Origin of the sequence: Methylopila turkensis (genome assembly GCF_027922325.1) — a bacterium.
Lineage (GTDB): Bacteria > Pseudomonadota > Alphaproteobacteria > Rhizobiales > Methylopilaceae > Methylopila > Methylopila turkensis.
Map to the genome: position 1 here is coordinate 281,419 of NZ_BSFL01000001.1, position 15,112 is coordinate 296,530.

15 protein-coding genes are annotated in these 15,112 nt (G+C 72.8%); 8 read left to right on the plus strand and 7 right to left on the minus strand.

Annotated elements, in window-relative coordinates; all coding sequences use genetic code 11:
• Positions 1 to 3: 3 nt before the first annotated feature.
• Genes PKE78_RS01260 through PKE78_RS01275 form a run of 4 tightly spaced genes read right to left on the minus strand, consistent with a single transcriptional unit; the run spans position 4 to position 2,727 of the window.
• Positions 4 to 1,242, minus strand: a complete 1,239-nt coding sequence (locus tag PKE78_RS01260) for a CCA tRNA nucleotidyltransferase (protein ID WP_271199029.1) — start codon at positions 1,240 to 1,242, stop codon at positions 4 to 6.
• Complete coding sequence (locus PKE78_RS01265) at positions 1,239 to 1,514, minus strand: DUF6111 family protein (RefSeq protein ID WP_271199030.1); 276 nt, start codon at positions 1,512 to 1,514, stop codon at positions 1,239 to 1,241. Before PKE78_RS01265 ends, PKE78_RS01260 begins: the two co-directional genes overlap by 4 nt.
• Positions 1,514 to 2,152, minus strand: coding sequence for an NUDIX hydrolase (locus tag PKE78_RS01270; RefSeq protein WP_271199031.1), 639 nt, complete (start codon positions 2,150 to 2,152; stop codon positions 1,514 to 1,516). The genes PKE78_RS01265 and PKE78_RS01270 overlap by 1 nt, the downstream gene beginning before the upstream one ends.
• Complete coding sequence (locus tag PKE78_RS01275; RefSeq protein WP_428981212.1) at positions 2,149 to 2,727, minus strand: DUF1285 domain-containing protein; 579 nt, start codon at positions 2,725 to 2,727, stop codon at positions 2,149 to 2,151. The genes PKE78_RS01270 and PKE78_RS01275 overlap by 4 nt, the downstream gene beginning before the upstream one ends.
• 215 nt (positions 2,728 to 2,942) lie before the next feature.
• Between PKE78_RS01275 and PKE78_RS01280 the strand changes: the two genes are divergently transcribed.
• The 6 genes from PKE78_RS01280 to PKE78_RS01305 are packed head-to-tail and all read left to right on the plus strand — an operon-like array spanning position 2,943 to position 10,873.
• Positions 2,943 to 3,953 (plus strand): AAA family ATPase, encoded by a 1,011-nt coding sequence (locus tag PKE78_RS01280; protein ID WP_271199032.1) that lies wholly within the window; start codon positions 2,943 to 2,945, stop codon positions 3,951 to 3,953.
• A gap of 5 nt (positions 3,954 to 3,958) precedes the next feature.
• Entirely contained in the window at positions 3,959 to 4,873 is a 915-nt protein-coding gene (locus PKE78_RS01285) for a DUF58 domain-containing protein (protein ID WP_271199033.1), read from the plus strand.
• Complete coding sequence (locus PKE78_RS01290) at positions 4,870 to 7,734, plus strand: DUF4159 domain-containing protein (RefSeq protein WP_271199034.1); 2,865 nt, start codon at positions 4,870 to 4,872, stop codon at positions 7,732 to 7,734. Before PKE78_RS01285 ends, PKE78_RS01290 begins: the two co-directional genes overlap by 4 nt.
• Before the next feature lie 10 nt (positions 7,735 to 7,744).
• Complete coding sequence (locus PKE78_RS01295) at positions 7,745 to 9,820, plus strand: hypothetical protein (protein WP_271199035.1); 2,076 nt, start codon at positions 7,745 to 7,747, stop codon at positions 9,818 to 9,820.
• 53 nt (positions 9,821 to 9,873) lie between these two features.
• Positions 9,874 to 10,548 (plus strand): MarC family protein, encoded by a 675-nt coding sequence (locus tag PKE78_RS01300; RefSeq protein ID WP_271199036.1) that lies wholly within the window; start codon positions 9,874 to 9,876, stop codon positions 10,546 to 10,548.
• 22 nt (positions 10,549 to 10,570) lie between these two features.
• Entirely contained in the window at positions 10,571 to 10,873 is a 303-nt protein-coding gene (locus PKE78_RS01305) for a hypothetical protein (protein ID WP_271199037.1), read from the plus strand.
• A gap of 13 nt (positions 10,874 to 10,886) precedes the next feature.
• Here the strand turns inward: PKE78_RS01305 and PKE78_RS01310 are convergent, their stop codons facing one another.
• Entirely contained in the window at positions 10,887 to 11,387 is a 501-nt protein-coding gene (locus tag PKE78_RS01310) for a GNAT family N-acetyltransferase (RefSeq protein WP_271199038.1), read from the minus strand.
• Between the two features lie 235 nt (positions 11,388 to 11,622).
• Here PKE78_RS01310 and PKE78_RS01315 point away from each other — a divergent pair, with 235 nt between their 5' ends.
• Positions 11,623 to 12,603: a glutathione S-transferase family protein gene (locus PKE78_RS01315; protein WP_271199039.1), complete on the plus strand. Its 981-nt coding sequence runs from the start codon at positions 11,623 to 11,625 to the stop codon at positions 12,601 to 12,603.
• Between the two features lie 21 nt (positions 12,604 to 12,624).
• Here the strand turns inward: PKE78_RS01315 and PKE78_RS01320 are convergent, their stop codons facing one another.
• The gene (locus PKE78_RS01320) at positions 12,625 to 13,092 is read right to left on the minus strand and encodes an NUDIX domain-containing protein (protein ID WP_271199040.1); all 468 of its coding nucleotides are present in this window, start codon (positions 13,090 to 13,092) and stop codon (positions 12,625 to 12,627) included.
• 417 nt (positions 13,093 to 13,509) lie between these two features.
• Here PKE78_RS01320 and PKE78_RS01325 point away from each other — a divergent pair, with 417 nt between their 5' ends.
• Positions 13,510 to 14,391, plus strand: a complete 882-nt coding sequence (locus tag PKE78_RS01325) for a metallophosphoesterase family protein (protein WP_271199041.1) — start codon at positions 13,510 to 13,512, stop codon at positions 14,389 to 14,391.
• A 23-nt stretch (positions 14,392 to 14,414) separates the two neighbouring features.
• On the opposite strand, the gene PKE78_RS01330 is transcribed toward PKE78_RS01325, so the two are convergent.
• Positions 14,415 to 15,095 carry a hypothetical protein gene (locus PKE78_RS01330; protein ID WP_271199042.1) on the minus strand — a complete coding sequence of 227 codons (681 nt, stop codon included), beginning with the start codon at positions 15,093 to 15,095 and terminating at the stop codon, positions 14,415 to 14,417.
• Positions 15,096 to 15,112: the final 17 nt, after the last annotated feature.

A 15,112-nucleotide genomic window follows, 5' to 3' on the forward strand; every position in this document is an offset into this window, starting at 1 on the left:
GGCTCAAGGCCGGGACAGGTGAGGCTGCGCGACCGCGTCCAGCAGCGCCGAAACCTCGTCCGCGCCGGCGGGAAAGCCGGCTGCGATCCACGCCTCCTCCGCGGCCTTGAGCGCCTGTCCGAGCGCCGGACCGGCGGAGACGCCGCGTGCCAGGAAGTCCTTCGCCGCGAACGGCGGCGCCGGCGGCGGCCAGCGCTCGGGCAGCGCGAGAAGCTCGGCCCAACCCGCATCGCCCTCCCCGGCCCCAGCCTCGGCGCGGGCGAGCGTCGCGCGGTCGCGGAACGCCGGCGCCCCGAGCCGATAGAGCGCGACCCTCGCGGCGGCCTCCCCCATGGCCGGCGCGAGCGGGGGGCGGGCGTCGCCGATCGCCGCGAGCCGACGCGCCTCCGCCTTGGAAAGTCGTAGCCGCTCCTGCAGCCGCTCCGCGTCCTCGGCCACGAACAGCCCGAGCGCGGCCAGCCGCAGAAGAGCGTCGCCGCCAGCGTCGAGGGCCGCCAGCCTTTCGAAACGCACGAGACGCGCCACGCCGCCCAGCACGAGGCCGAGCAGTCCCGCCTCCGCCATCACCCGCACGGTCGCCGGCGCGTCGGGGGCGACTAGCAGCTTCAGCAATTCGGCCCGGACGCGTTCGCGCGAGAGCCGGCGCAGCCCGGCGCGGTTCGCGATCGCCGCATGAAACCCGGCGGCGTCGATCGGTCCACGGGCGAAACGGGCGTGGAAGCGGAAGAAGCGCAGGATGCGCAGATAATCCTCGCGGATGCGCTCGTCCGGATCCCCGATGAACCGCGCGCGGCCGGCTCGGAGATCGTCGAGACCGCCGACATGGTCGTGCACATGGCCGGCGCGGTCGAGGTAGAGGCCGTTCATGGTGAGGTCGCGCCGGGCCGCGTCCTCCGCCCAGTCGCGGGTGAAGGCGACCGTGGCGCGACGGCCGTCGGTCGCGACGTCGCGGCGCAGCGTCGTGACCTCGAACGGGTGGCCGCGCGCGATCACGGTCACGGTGCCATGGTCGAGCCCGGTCGGCGCGGTCTTCCAGCCGGCGGCGGACGCGCGGCGGACGACCTCATCCGGCGTGGCGGTGGTGGCGATGTCGACGTCGCCGCGCGGCAGGCCAAGCGCGGCGTCCCGCACCGCGCCGCCCGCGATCCGGGCCTCCTCGCCGTCCGAGTCGAGAACGGCGAGTAGGTCGGAGAGCGGCCGCTTGGCGAGCCAGGGCGCATCGATCCGCGCCGTCGCAGTCATTCTCGGCCCGGCTCCGTGATCCGGCCCGGCACGAACACGCCGTCCTTCATGTGCGCGGGAACGTACGACGCCTTGGTCGAGCCGCCGCTGGTGAGGCCGAGCGCGAACAGGCTGCCGACCGTCAGCGCGACGCCGGCCGCGACCAGCCAGGCGAGCGGCACGCCGCGCCAGCGCTCCGGAGCGCGCCAGCCGTGGCCGGCGAAATGCAGCCAGATCCCATAGGCGATGAACGGGGCCAGAAACAGCAGCGCCTGGAAGAGGATGCGGGACATCAGCCGTAGAGCCTTTCGTAGAGGTTCCGCAGCAGGCCCGCGGTCACCCCCCAGATATGGCGTTCGCGCCACGGCATGTGGTGAACTTTTCGCAAGCCGCCGGCCCATTCGCGCATCTCGACGCTGTGGTTCTCCTCCCGCATCAGAAAGCCGAGCGGAACTTCGAAGGCGTCGTCGACCTCGTCCGGCGACAGCCGCAGCACGTAGCGCGGATCGATCTCCGCGACGCAGCCGACGATCGCGAAGCCGGAATTGGTGACGTAGAGGTCGAGATAGCCGAGCGGTCGAACGAGCCGGGCGTCGAGCCCGATCTCCTCCTCCGCCTCTCTGAGAGCCGCCGCGAGCGACGAGGCGTCGGACGGCTCGCGCTTGCCGCCGGGAAACGAGATTTGGCCGGCGTGCACCGGCAGATGCTTCGCGCGCTGGGTGAAGAGCAGTTGCGGTTCATCGCGGGCGACCAGGCCGACCAGCACCGCCGCCGCGCGCGGGACCCGGTCCGGCGCGAGCAGCGCGTGCTCGCCGATCGGCACGGTCTCGGGGTCGTCCGGGTCCGGCGCATGGGCGAGGAGGCGCGACGCGGCGCGGTCGCGAAAGTCGGCGAGCGAGAACGGCGCGGCGGCGGCGCGGACGTCGTTCACGCCGACGCCTCGGGCAGCGCGAAGAACCGCCCGCCGCCCCAGACGCCGAGCACGCCGTCGCGCTCCTCGGCAAGCTCGACGAGGTCGTAGACGGCCGAGCGCGCGACCAGCGCCCAGAGATCGGAGCGGATATGGACGTAGGGCTTGAAGCCGCCGTCTGCCGCCGTCTCGAACCTAAGCGCATGGCCCTCGCCCACGTCGACCACCTCGTCCACGTTGGTGCGGAAGCGGATGCGGCGCCTCTCGCCCTCGCCTTCGCTCGCCATCTCCACGGCGAGGAAGGGCGCGTCCTCGACCGTGATGTCGAGCTTCTCCGCGGGGGTGACCAGTACATAGCCGTCCGGATCACGCCGCAGCACGGTCGAGAACAGCTTCACCAGCGCCGGACGGCGGATGGGCGAGCCCTCGTAGATCCAGGACCCGTCGGCGCGGATGACAAGATCGAGCGCGCCGCAGCGCTCCGGGCTCCACTTGTGCACAGGCGCGACGCCGCGGGAACAGGCCTCGCGGGCGGCGTCGGCGAGCGCCTGCATACGATCGGGCGCGGCGGCTGCGGCGGCGTGGTCTTCGGCCATCACGTTCGGTTTACGCTCCTCATGGGCGGAAATGGGCCTTGGTCTCGCCCCTTTCCTGCTCTCTGCCTAACGTTAAGGCGGCGACCGCGCGCGGTCAGCCTCCGCGCAACGCCCGGCCCTCGACCTTTAGCCCAAAGGGCGCAAGGCTTGCATTGTGGGCCATACGGTCGTCCGATGCGTAACAGTCCGGCGACACAGCATGCGAGGAAAGCTCCATGATCCAGGCGGCAAGCGACGGCGCGACCGATCTCGACGCGGCCATCGTCAAGGGCGCGGAAGCGATCGGCGGCCATGTCGCGGCGGCCCGCGCCGCCATCGGACAGGTGATCTACGGCCAGGACCAGGTGGTCGACCGCGCGCTGCTCACCGTGCTCTGCGGCGGCCACGCGCTGCTCGTCGGCGTGCCGGGCCTCGCCAAGACGAAGCTCGTGGAGGCGCTCGGCACCGTGCTCGGCCTCGATGCGCGCCGCGTACAGTTCACGCCGGACCTGATGCCCTCCGACATTCTCGGCTCCGAGGTGCTGGAGGAGGACGATCATGGCCGCCGCTCGTTCCGCTTCGTCTCCGGCCCGATCTTCGCCCAGCTCCTGATGGCGGACGAGATCAACCGCGCGAGCCCGCGCACCCAGTCCGCGCTGCTGCAGGCGATGCAGGAGTACCACGTCACCGTCGCCGGCCACCGTTACGACCTGCCGCGCCCGTTTCACGTGCTCGCGACCCAGAACCCGCTGGAGCAAGAGGGCACCTACCCGCTGCCGGAGGCGCAGCTCGACCGCTTTCTGATGCAGATCGACGTCGGCTATCCCGACCGCGACGCCGAACGCCGCATCCTGCTCGCGACCACCGGCGCCGAGGAGGCGAAGCCGAGAGCCGCCATGTCCGCCGACGACCTGCTGTCGGCCCAGCGGCTGGTGCGGCGCCTGCCAGTCGGCGAATCGGTCGTCGAGGCGATCCTCGACCTGGTCCGCTCCGCCCGGCCCGAGACCGCCGAAAAGGGCTTCGCCGACAAGATCGCCTGGGGCCCTGGCCCGCGCGCGAGCCAGTCGCTGATGCTGGCGGTGCGCGCCCGCGCCCTGCTCGACGGCCGCTTCGCGCCCTCGATCGACGACGTCGCGGCGCTCGCCGATCCCGTCCTCAAGCACCGCATGGCGCTCACCTTCTCCGCCCGGGCCGACGGAGACACGCTCGACGGCTTGATCGGCAAGCTCGTCGAGCGGCTCGGCTGACGCCGATGGCGGTGAGGACCGGGCTGGTCGATCCGTCCGAGACGCGCGTCGCGCCCCGGCATGAGGAAGCGGCGCTTCGCCTCGCCGGAAGCCTTCCGCGCCTTGTGGTCGCCGCCCGTCGCGCCTCCGCGACCGTGGTCCATGGCCTGCACGGCCGCCGCCGCTCCGGAACGGGCGAGAATTTCTGGCAGTTCCGGCGCTTCTCCGCCGGCGAGCCCGTCGGCCGGATCGACTGGCGCCGCTCGGCCCGCGACGACCATCTCTACGTGCGCGAGCAGGAGTGGGAGGCCGCCCACACCGTCTGGATTTGGATCGACCGCTCCCGCAGCATGGCGTTCCGCTCGAGCCTCTCGCCGGTTCCGAAGATCGAGCGCGCCGCGGTGCTGGGGCTCGCGCTCGCGGACGTGCTGGTGCGCGGCGGCGAGCGCGTCGGGCTGCTCGGCCTGACGCGGCCGACCGCGAGCCGAAACGCGGTCGAGACGCTGGCGCAGTCGCTCGGGGGCGCCGGCTCGGATGACTCTGGCCTGCCGCCCGCCGCGACGCCGATCGCGCGCCTGTCCGAGGCGATCCTGATCGGCGACCTGCTGGCGCCCGAGGCCGAGATCGCGGCCTCCGTCGGCAATCTCGCCGCGCGCGGCGGACGGGGCCACATGGTCATGATCGTCGATCCGGTCGAGGAGACCTTTCCCTTCACCGGGCGCACCGAATTCCACGATCCCGACGCGTCCGGCGTCCGGCTGGTCGCCGGCCGCGCCGAGGAATGGCGCCAGGGCTACGCGGAGCGGCTCGCCCGCCACCGCGCGGCGCTGGCCGAGATCGCGCGCCGCCACGGCTGGAGCTTCACCATCCACCGCACAGACCGCCCGGCGACCGAGCCGCTGCTCGCGCTGCACGGCCGCCTCGCCGAGGCCGCGGCATGAGCGCCCTTCCCCTCGCCTTCCTGAGCCCCTGGCTGCTGCTCGGCCTGCTCGCGCTGCCGGCGCTGTGGCTGCTGCTCCGGCTGACGCCCCCGAAGCCCCGAAGGGTCGACTTTCCGCCGCTCCGTCTGCTGCTCGAGGTCGCCGCCAAGCGCGAGACGCCGGTGACGACGCCCTGGTGGCTGCTGCTGCTCAGGCTCGGCCTCGCCGCGCTGATCGTGCTGGCGCTGGCGAAGCCGGTGTGGAACCCCTCCGCTGCGGCGCCGGCCGGCTCCGGCCCGCTGCTGGTGGTGCTCGACAACGGCTGGGCGGCGGCGCCCGACTGGGACGAGCGGGTGCGGTCGGCCGAGGGCGCGATCTCGGCCGCGGGCGACGCCGGCCGCGGCGTGGCGCTGGTCGCGACCGCCGAAGCGCCGCGCGACGTCGGCCTCGCCACCGCGGACGAGGCGCGCGAGCGCCTGCGCGTTCTTCAGCCGGAGCCCTATTCGGCCGACCGGCGCGCGCATCTGCCGTCGATCGAGCGCTTCCTCGCCGCGAACCAGGAGGCGGAGGCGATCTGGATCGCGGACGGGCTCGGCGCGGGCGAAGCGCGTCCCTTCGCCGAGGCGCTGAAGACCGCGCTCGGAAGCCGGGCGCTGACGGTGCGGGTCGACCCGACGGGCTCCGCCCGCGGCCTCGCCGGCGCCGACAACACGCCGGCCGCAATGACCGTGAAGGCGCTGCGCGCCGAAGCGGCCGGGCCGGAGACGCTGCGCGTGCGCGCGCTCGACCTGCGCGGCCGGGCCCTCGGCGAGGCGGACGCCGCCTTCGGCGTCGGCGCGCGCGAGGCGACCGCGAGCTTTGAGATGCCAGTCGAACTCCGCAACGACGTCGCCCGGCTGGAGATCGTCGGCGCGGGCTCCGCGGGCGCGGTCCAGCTTCTCGACCGGCGCTCCAAGCGGCGCGCCGTCGGCGTCGTCACCGGCGCGACCGCCGACACCGCCCAGCCGCTGCTGTCGCCGACCTATTACGTCACCCGCGCGCTGAAGCCGTTCGCCGACGTGCGCGAGGCGCGCGGCCAGGGCGCGAGCGCCGCGGTCGAGAGCTTCATCGAGCAGAAGCTGCCGGTCATCATGCTCGCCGACGTCGGCGCGCTGACGGAGACCGCGCGCGAACGCCTGCGGGGCTGGATCGACGCCGGCGGCGTGCTCGTGCGCTTCGCCGGCCCCCGCCTCGCCGGCGCGCCGGAAGACGGCCTGAGCCCGGTGCGCCTGCGTCAAGGCGGCCGCACGCTCGGCGGCGCGCTCGCCTGGGAGACGCCGCAGCCGCTCGCGAGCTTCGCCGCCGACGGCCCGTTCGCGCCGCTCGCCGTGCCCGGCGACGTGACGGTGAACCGGCAGGTGCTGGCCGAGCCCGACGCCGACCTGCCAGACCGGGTGTGGGCGACGCTCGGCGACGGGACTCCGCTCGTCACCGGCGCACGCCAGAACAAGGGCATGACCGTGCTGTTCCACGTCACCGCCGACACCCGCTGGTCAAACCTCCCGCTTTCCGGCGCCTTCGTCGACATGCTGCGGCGCGTGGTCGATCTCGCAGGCTCCGGCCCCGCCCCGGCCGAGGCCGCTCCTGCGCAGGGCGCGGCCGCGGCGGGCCAGCCGGCGCAGCCCGCGCCGCAGGGTCCGCGCGCCACGCTGCCGCCGACGCGCACGCTCGACGGCTTCGGCGCGTTCCGCAACCCGCCGGCGACCGCGAAACCCGCGCCCGCCGAAGGCCGCGCCTTCGCCACCTTCGACAATCCGCCCGGCCTGTACGGTCCGGTGGACGCCGGCGTCGCGATCAACGCGATGCCGGCGAACGCGGCGCTTGCCCGGCTCGATCTGTCCGGCCTCGACGTCGGCGTGAGCGCCGTCGTCGTCGCCGAGCCTACTCCGGTCGCGCCTTGGCTGTTCACGGCGGCGGCGATCGTTGCGATCGTCGACGGGCTAATCGTGTTCCTGCTCGGCGGCGGCGCCGCGCTGCTGGCCCGGCGTCGGCCGCAGGCGGCCGCTTTGGCGCTGATCGCGGCGACGCTGGCGCTCGCGCTCAGCGGGCAGCCCGGCTTCGCGCAGCAGACCGCGCAGGCGCCCGCGAAGGCCGCCGACGCTTTCGACGAACGCTTCGCGCTCGAAGCGACGCTCGCCACCCGCTTCGCGTATGTGGCGACCGGCGATTTCGAGGTGGACCGCATCGCCAAGGCCGGCCTCGAAGGCCTGACCCAGTCGCTCGCCGCGCGCACCGCGCTCGAGCCCGGCGCGCCGATCGCGATCGACCCCGCCAAGGACGAGCTCGCCTTTTTCCCGCTGATCTATTGGCCGGTGACCGCCGACGCGGCCCAGCCCTCGCCGGAGGCGCTGGCCCGCATCGACGCCTACATGAAGCAGGGCGGCACCATCCTGTTCGACACCCGCGACGGCTTCACCGCCGGCGGCGGCGGGCCTGAGGGCGCGGCGCTGAAGCGGCTGCTGGAAGGGCTCGACGTGCCGGCGCTGGAGCCGGTGCCGCGCGACCACGTGCTGACCAAGGCGTTCTATCTGCTCGACGAGTTCCCCGGCCGCTACGCCGACAGCCCGCTCTGGGTCGAGACGCTGCCCGCGGCCGACGAGCGCGAGGAGCGCCCGGCGCGCGCGGGCGACGGCGTCTCGCCGGTGCTGATCACCGGCGCGGACCTCGCGGGCGCCTGGGCGATCGGCGCCGACGGCCAGCCGCTGTTTCCGACCTCGAGCGACGAGCGGCAGCGCGAGATCGCCTATCGCGTCGGGGTCAACATCGTGATGTACACGCTGACAGGGAACTACAAGGCCGACCAGGTCCACGTCCCCGCTCTGCTCGAAAGGCTCGGCCAGTGAGGGGTGCGCGATGAACCTCGATGTCGCCTTCGCGCCGCTGATCCCGCTGATCCCGCTGATCGCGCTCGGCGTCGCCGGCGCCGTCGTGGCGGCGCTGTGCGTGCTGGGGCGCACGCGCGGCGCGTGGCTCCGGGCGGGCGCGATCGCCTGCCTGCTGCTCGCGCTCGCCAACCCGTCCTTCACGCGCGAGGACCGGGAGACGCTGACCAACATCCTGCCCGTGGTGGTCGACCGCTCCGGCAGCCAGACGCTCGACGGCCGCGGCGCCCAGACCGACGAGGTGCGCCGGCAGGTCGAGGCCCGCCTTCAGGGCCTGCCCAACACGGAGGTGCGCTGGATCGAGGCCGGTCAGGACGGGACGTCCGCCGACGGCACCGAGCTGTTCGCGGCGCTGCGCAACGCGCTCGCCGACGTGCCGCCGGAGCGCGTGGCCGGCGCGCTGTTCGTCACCGACGGCGTGGTGCACGACGCGCCCGCCGACGCCCGCGACCTCGGCTTCGCCGCGCCCGTCCACACCCTCGTCACCGGCCGGCCGGACGAGCGCGACCGCCGCGTCGCGCTGACGCTTTCGCCACGCTTCGGCATCGTCGGCCAGACCCAGCGGGTCGGCTTCCGCGTGCATGAGACCGGGTTCCAGGGCGGCCGTCCGGTGCCGGTGGTGGTGCGGCGCGACGGCGAGGAGATCGAGCGTTTCGAGGCCTTTCCCGGCGAGGAGACGACCTTCGACGCGCCGATCAGCCACGCTGGCGTCAACTTCATCGAGATCGAGGCCGAGACCGCGCCCGGCGAGATCACCGCGGTCAACAACCGCGCGGTGCTGCCGATCGACGGCGTGCGCGAGAAGCTGCGCGTGCTGCTGGTCTCGGGCGAGCCCCACGCGGGCGAACGCACCTGGCGCAACCTGCTCAAGGCCGACGCCTCGGTCGATCTCGTGCACTTCACCATTCTGCGCCCGCCGGACAAGCAGGACGGCACGCCGATCAACGAGCTGTCGCTGATCGCCTTCCCGACGCGCGAGCTGTTCGCCCAGAAGATCGACGAGTTCGACCTCATCATCTTCGACCGCTACGCGCGCCAGGGCATCCTGCCAATCATCTATTTCGAGAACATCGCCCGCTACGTGCGGAACGGCGGCGCCGTGCTGGTCGCCTCCGGGCCGGACTACGCCGAGCCGGGCTCGCTGTTCGAAACGCCGCTTGCGCAGGTGCTGCCGGCCGAACCCATGGGCGGCGTTCTGGAGCGGGCCTTCAAGGCCGAGCTGTCGCCCGTCGGCCGCAAGCACCCGGTCACCCGCGGCCTGCCGGGATCGGAGACGACGCCGCCGAGCTGGGCGCCGTGGTTCCGGATGGTCGACAGCCGCATGCACGAGGGCGAGTCCGTGCTGAACGGCCCTGACGAACGGCCCCTGCTCGTGCTCGCCCGCGAGGAGAAGGGCCGCGTCGCGCTGCTGCTGTCGGACCACGCCTGGCTGTGGGCGCGCGGCTTCGATGGCGGCGGGCCGCATGTGGACCTGCTGCGGCGCCTGTCGCACTGGCTGATGCAGGAGCCGGACCTCGAGGAGGAGGCCCTGCGCGCCAAGGCGACCGGCAGGACCATCGTGTTCGAGCGCCAGACGCTGAAGGACGAGGCCGCGCCGGTCGAGGTGACGCTGCCGAGCGGCGCGACCCGCCGGATCGAGCTGACGGAGGCCGAGCCCGGCCTGTGGCGCGGCGAACTGGAGACGCCGGAGCTCGGACTGCACCGCGCGGTCGACGGCACCTTCTCGACGCTCGTCAATGTCGGCCCGCCCAACCCGCGCGAGTTCACCGAGGTGACGAGCACGGCGGCCCGCATGACCGCGATCGCCAACGCCACCGGCGGCTCGGTCCGCCGCGTGGTGGCGGACGCCGGCGACGACGTCTCGGTCCCGCGCGTCGTGCAGGTGGCGGCCGGCGCGCGCGCCTTCGGCTCGGACTGGATCGGCGTCCGGCAGGCCGACGCCTCGGTCGTGCGCGGCATCGGCATCCTGCCGGTGTTCGCGGGCGTGCTTGGCCTGCTGCTGCTGCTCGGCGCCTTCGCCGCGGCCTGGGCGCGGGAGGGCCGGTGATCTCGTCGCCCGCCCGCGGCGGCCCCTGCTTCGCTTCGCGGTAGTCGGCGCCCATGAGCTGGTGGATCGACCTGCTGCAGCAGTTCCTGCTGGTGTTCTCGGCGCTGTTCTCGATCGTGAACCCGATGGGCGGCGCGCTGATCTTCAGCCAGGTCACCGCCGCCCGCACGCATGCGCAGCGCGCCGATCTCGCCCGCCGCATCGGGATTTACGCCGCCATGGTGATGCTCGGCGCGCTGTGGATCGGCGTCTATGTGCTGAACTTCTTCGGCGTCACGGTCGACGCCCTGCGGGTCGCCGGCGGCCTCGTGGTCGCGGTCAACGCCTGGCAGTTGCTGTCGGCCCCGGAGGTGCACGAGGACCGCAAGCAGTCCCATGCCGACGAGGCGCGCACCGCCCCGCCGGACGTGGCGTTCTTTCCGCTCACCATGCCGCTGACCACGGGTCCGGGCACGATCTCGGTCGCGATCGCGCTCGGGGCCAACCGGCCTTCGGAGCCGTCCGCCTTCCTCGCCTTCACGCTCGCCTCGACCGCGGCCGCCGTGGCGCTCGCGCTCGCGATCTGGATCGCCTATCGCTGGGCGGACACGATCGTGAACCTGCTCGGCACGGCGCGGGTGCAAATCGTCGCACGGCTCGCGGCGTTCCTGCTCCTGTGCATCGGCGTACAGATCACCATAAACGGGTTCACGGACGCGCTGCGCCACGCCGGCATCGGCGCGTCCTGACATCGTCCCCGGAGATCTTTCCGTGATCCGCCTGTTCGCCTCCGCCGCGCGCGTCGCGGCCCTGCTCTGCCTCATCGTCGCGGCGCCTCACGCCGCCGCCGCGCGCGCGCCGGTCGTCCAGGCGATCTCGGCGGCGGAGAGCGACAAACCGAAGGAAGACAAGAGCTGCCGGCAGGGCGCGCGCACCAAAGCCTTCGGCTGGATGCTGGTGGACTACGGCGTCGCGACGCTGAAATACGTCGTCGGCCTGTTCCTGATCCCGGTCGGGCTGCTGCTGGTCTGCGTCGGCGTCGTGGTGGAGGTGGTCGAGGCGGTGGCCTGCTGAGGCGCAGGATGGCTCAGACCGCCCGGCGCGCCTCGCCGGCGACGCCTTCGGTCGCGCCCTCGACCAACGGACGCCACAGCACCCGCCGCGGATCGACCGGGCCCGGCAGCGTCACCCGGCCCGCGGGGATGCGCTCGAACCCGACACGGGCGTAATAGGGCTCGTCTCCGACCAGCATCACCAATCGGTGTCCGGCCTTCTCCGCCGCCTCGAGTGAGGCGTTGAGCAGCGCATGCCCGATGCCCTTGCTCCGGAACGCGGGATCGACCACCAGCGGCCCGAGCAGCAGAGCGGGCGACGACCCGATGCGGATCGGGGTCAGCCGGTTCGAGCCCACGAGGAAGGTGCCGACCCGCGCCACATAGGACAGGTCGCCCGCCGGCGGCACGCCCTCCCGCAGCCGGTAGGCGGAGCGCGCGAACCGGCCGGGACCGAAGGCCCGTTCGTGCAGGTAGTCGACGGCGGGATCGTCGCCCGGCTGCTCGTGGAGAATGGCGAGAGGAAGGGAGGTCATGGACGCGCTCGGGCGAAAAGGATCGTCGGGGCCGGCCGAGCGGAGGCGTTCCGTCAGCCGCGCGCGGGCGTCGCGCCAGAGGCGCGGAGCGGACGACGTCGTCGCGATGAGGAGCGGAGAGCGCGGATCATGACGGCGGAGCGCGTAGCACGTCGCGCTTGCGCACGCAAAGCGCGGCGCGCGCGCACGGACGCGCCGCGCTATGCTTCGGACGCGCAGCGGAGGAGAAGAACGAATGGGATTGCTCGTCGACGGCGTCTGGCGGGACCAGTGGTACGACACCTCGAAGACCGGGGGACGCTTCGAGCGCCAGGCCTCGCAGTTCCGCAACTGGGTGACCCCGGACGGCGAGCCCGGGCCGAGCGGCGAAGGCGGCTTCGCAGCCGAGGCCGGCCGCTACCATCTCTATGTTTCCTACGCCTGCCCTTGGGCGCACCGCACGCTGATTTTCCGGAAGCTGAAGCGGCTCGAAGACCTGATCTCCGTCTCCGTCGTCGATCCCCGCATGGGCGACGAGGGCTGGACTTTCGGCGATTTTCCCGGCGCGACCCCCGACGAGGTCAATGGCGCCCGCCGGCTCTACGAAATCTACGTCAAGGCCGCGCCGAAGGCGACGACCCGCGTGACCGTGCCGGTGCTGTGGGACAAGGCGCGCGGGACCATCGTCTCGAACGAAAGCGCCGACATCATCCGCATGTTCAACTCGGCCTTCGACGACCTGACCGGCGACACGGGCGACTTCTACCCTCCCCGGCTGCGCGCCGACATCGACGCGCTCAACGCGCGGATCTACGAACGCGTCAACAACGGCGTCTACCGCGCCGGCTTCGCGACCACGCAGGCCGCCTATGAGGAGGCGTTCGAGGCGCTGTTCGACGAACTCGACGCTCTCGACGACCGGCTCTCGGACCAGCGCTTCCTGACCGGCGGCCAGGCGACCGAGGCGGACTGGCGGCTGTTCACCACGCTCGTCCGCTTCGACGCGGTCTATGTCGGCCACTTCAAGTGCAACCGCCGCCGGATCGCCGACTATCCCTCGCTCTCGGGCTACCTGCGCGATCTCCACCAATGGCCCGGCGTGCGGGAGACGGTGCGGCTCGACCACATCAAGACGCACTATTACTGGTCGCACACCACCATAAACCCGACCCGCGTGATCCCGCTCGGACCGGCGCTCGACCTCGACGCCCCGCACGGACGCGAGGCGCTCGGCTGAGGCTGCGGCCTCGACGCCGCATCACCACCTCGTCGCCGGTGGCGCGGAGGCGGCGATCTCATCGAGCCGCCGCCGCGTGGCGGCCGTGACGTCTGCCGGCAGGGCGTCGAGCGGAAACCAGCCGCGCTCGGCGATCTCCCGGTTCGGCGCGGGCTCCGGTCCGGCGCGGAACGCCGTCAGGCGGAAGGTCGCCACATGGTCGCGACCGCCGAAGGCCGGATTGTAAAGCAGGCCGAGCAGGCGAAGATCCGCTTCGTCGCCGATGACGCCGGTCTCCTCGCGCAACTCGCGCAGCGCGGCTTCCGCCGCCGTCTCGCCGGGATCGACCGCGCCGCCCGGCAGGTGCCAGCCGGGGGCGTAGCCGTGGCGCACCAGCAGGACGCGGCCATCGCCGTCGATGACGGCGATCCGAACGCCCAGCGTCATGCCGCGGGTCGCCCGGCCCCAGCGGGCAAGAAGCCAGAGGACGAGCCGTCGTTTTCGGGTCATCGTCGCCCTCGATGCCCGCTCACAGCATAGGTCGCAACGAGATCGACCACGGACGCATACCCGTCATTCATTTGTCCGACTGGTCAAAATGCGGGCGTCCTGCCCATATGCGCGTCAGGAGATCGCTGAAGCGCCCTATGTCGATGGGCGTGGCTCTCCCTCTGGTGATGTTATGTTCTGGCTGTTTTCGTTCCGCTCGCGCAACCCGCAGGCGGAGTATTCCTGGCGTCCGAGCCTGCGCGCCCCCAACGGCCGCGCGATCGCCGCGCTGATGACCTTTTCGGGCAACTGAGCTTCAGGTTTCGCTTTCTCGGTTTTGCCGCCTGACGCCGGCCGCGCTTCCCGCGCGCCGGCGTTTTGCTTTTTTGAGCCACGGCCCGGTGCGCAGACGGCGCCGAAGCGGCTATAACGCCGTCCGTGACCGTGCTCGCCCATCTTTCCGACCCTCACCTCGGCCCCCTGCCCCGTTTCACCGCCTTCGAGCTGATGTCGAAGCGGGGGCTCGGCGCCATCAACTGGTTCCGCCGCCGCAGGCGCTGGCACGACATGGTCGTGCTGGAGAAGCTCGTCGCCGACGTGCTGGACGAGCTGCCGGACGCGGTGGCCGTCACCGGCGACCTCACCAATCTCGGGCTCGAGGCCGAGTTCCTGCCGGCCGCGGCTTTCCTTGGGCGGCTCGGGCCGGCGGATAAGGTCGCGGCGATCCCCGGCAATCACGACGCCTATGTGCGGCGCGTGGCGAGCGCGCCGGCGCGGGTCTGGGGCGCGCACATGTCCGGCGACGACGGCGCGGCCGGCTTCCCCTATGTGCGCCGGCACGGGCGGATCGCGCTCGTCGGCCTGTCGTCGGCGGTCGCGACATGGCCGCTGGCCGCGACGGGCGAGCTCGGCCCCGGCCAGCGCGACCGGCTCGCGCCGCTGCTGCGCGCGCTCAAGGAAGAAGGCCTTTTCCGAGTGGTGATGGTGCACCATCCCGTCGCCGAGGACGGCACGCCCTGGCTGCGCCGCCTGCGCGACGCGCCCGAACTGCGCGCGCTGCTCGCCGCCGAAGGCGCGGAGCTCGTGCTGCACGGCCACAATCACGAGCCCGCCCGCCACGCCGTCCAGGGGCCCGAAGGTCCGATCCCGGTGATCGCGGTGCCGTCCTGCTCCACGGGCCTCGTCAGCCACGAACCTCTCGCGGCCTACAATCTCTATGCCGTGGACGGCGAACCCGGCGCTTGGACCTGCGAGGCGGTGACCCGCGGCCTGAAGCCCGACGGGACCATCGGAGAGACCGACCGCTTCCGCGTGGCGTGAGGCTGGAGCGTTCAGACCTCGGCTCAGCCGATCCCCGGCAGCATGCCCTTGGCGGCGGCGACCATGAGCGCGACCACCACGATCGCGCCGACCGTTCCCCCGATGACGAAGGCGCCGAGCACCGCAAGCGCGCGCACCCAGCGGCTGCGCGCCGGACGCTCCGCGACGAACGCCGGCGCGACGTCGGCTGGAGGCGCGTGAGGCTGCGGCGCAGGATCGGCGACGGGCGTCGCCGCGACCGGCGCGGGGTCCGGCGACGAGCGATGCTCGCGGTCGTCCTGCGCCAGCAGGCGCTCGCGCTCCACGAGCCGGCGCGCCACATAGTCGGTGACGGCGGCGACGATCGGCTCGACCCGCTCGCTTTCGGCTGCGACCGAGCGACCGTGGCGGCCGTCGCGCAGGAAGCGGTAGACCTTCCGGTCACGCCCCATCTCGACGAACGACACCATGTCGACGAACAGTCGCGGCCGGTCGCCGGGCACGAGGCCGACGTCGAACAGGTCGACCTCCGGGGGCACGTCGGCGAACACCGGCGCCAGCGCGTCGCGCAGGATCTCGAGCCGGGCGATTTCGGCCTGCCGCAAGTCGATCACCACGTCGCTGCGCTCGGCCGCCTCGATCCGCGCGCGCCGCAACGCCTCGCGCAGCGGCCTGCTTGAAGCGGGGCGCGCGGATGCGGGTGCGCTCGGAACGTCGTCGGCCATGCGCGGCACGATAGCGG

What these genes read in the sequence shown, in the direction of transcription:
- PKE78_RS01320 (WP_271199040.1), bottom strand. Translation starts at nt 13,092, where the DNA reads ATGACCCGAAAACGACGGCTCGTCCTCTGGCTTCTTGCCCGCTGGGGC.
- PKE78_RS01330 (WP_271199042.1), bottom strand. Translation starts at nt 15,095, where the DNA reads ATGGCCGACGACGTTCCGAGCGCACCCGCATCCGCGCGCCCCGCTTCA.
- PKE78_RS01295 (WP_271199035.1), top strand. Translation starts at nt 7,745, where the DNA reads ATGAACCTCGATGTCGCCTTCGCGCCGCTGATCCCGCTGATCCCGCTG.
- PKE78_RS01315 (WP_271199039.1), top strand. Translation starts at nt 11,623, where the DNA reads ATGGGATTGCTCGTCGACGGCGTCTGGCGGGACCAGTGGTACGACACC.
- PKE78_RS01260 (WP_271199029.1), bottom strand. Translation starts at nt 1,242, where the DNA reads ATGACTGCGACGGCGCGGATCGATGCGCCCTGGCTCGCCAAGCGGCCG.
- PKE78_RS01265 (WP_271199030.1), bottom strand. Translation starts at nt 1,514, where the DNA reads ATGTCCCGCATCCTCTTCCAGGCGCTGCTGTTTCTGGCCCCGTTCATC.
- PKE78_RS01300 (WP_271199036.1), top strand. Translation starts at nt 9,874, where the DNA reads ATGAGCTGGTGGATCGACCTGCTGCAGCAGTTCCTGCTGGTGTTCTCG.
- PKE78_RS01290 (WP_271199034.1), top strand. Translation starts at nt 4,870, where the DNA reads ATGAGCGCCCTTCCCCTCGCCTTCCTGAGCCCCTGGCTGCTGCTCGGC.
- PKE78_RS01280 (WP_271199032.1), top strand. Translation starts at nt 2,943, where the DNA reads ATGATCCAGGCGGCAAGCGACGGCGCGACCGATCTCGACGCGGCCATC.
- PKE78_RS01310 (WP_271199038.1), bottom strand. Translation starts at nt 11,387, where the DNA reads ATGACCTCCCTTCCTCTCGCCATTCTCCACGAGCAGCCGGGCGACGAT.
- PKE78_RS01275 (WP_428981212.1), bottom strand. Translation starts at nt 2,727, where the DNA reads ATGGCCGAAGACCACGCCGCCGCAGCCGCCGCGCCCGATCGTATGCAG.
- PKE78_RS01285 (WP_271199033.1), top strand. Translation starts at nt 3,959, where the DNA reads ATGGCGGTGAGGACCGGGCTGGTCGATCCGTCCGAGACGCGCGTCGCG.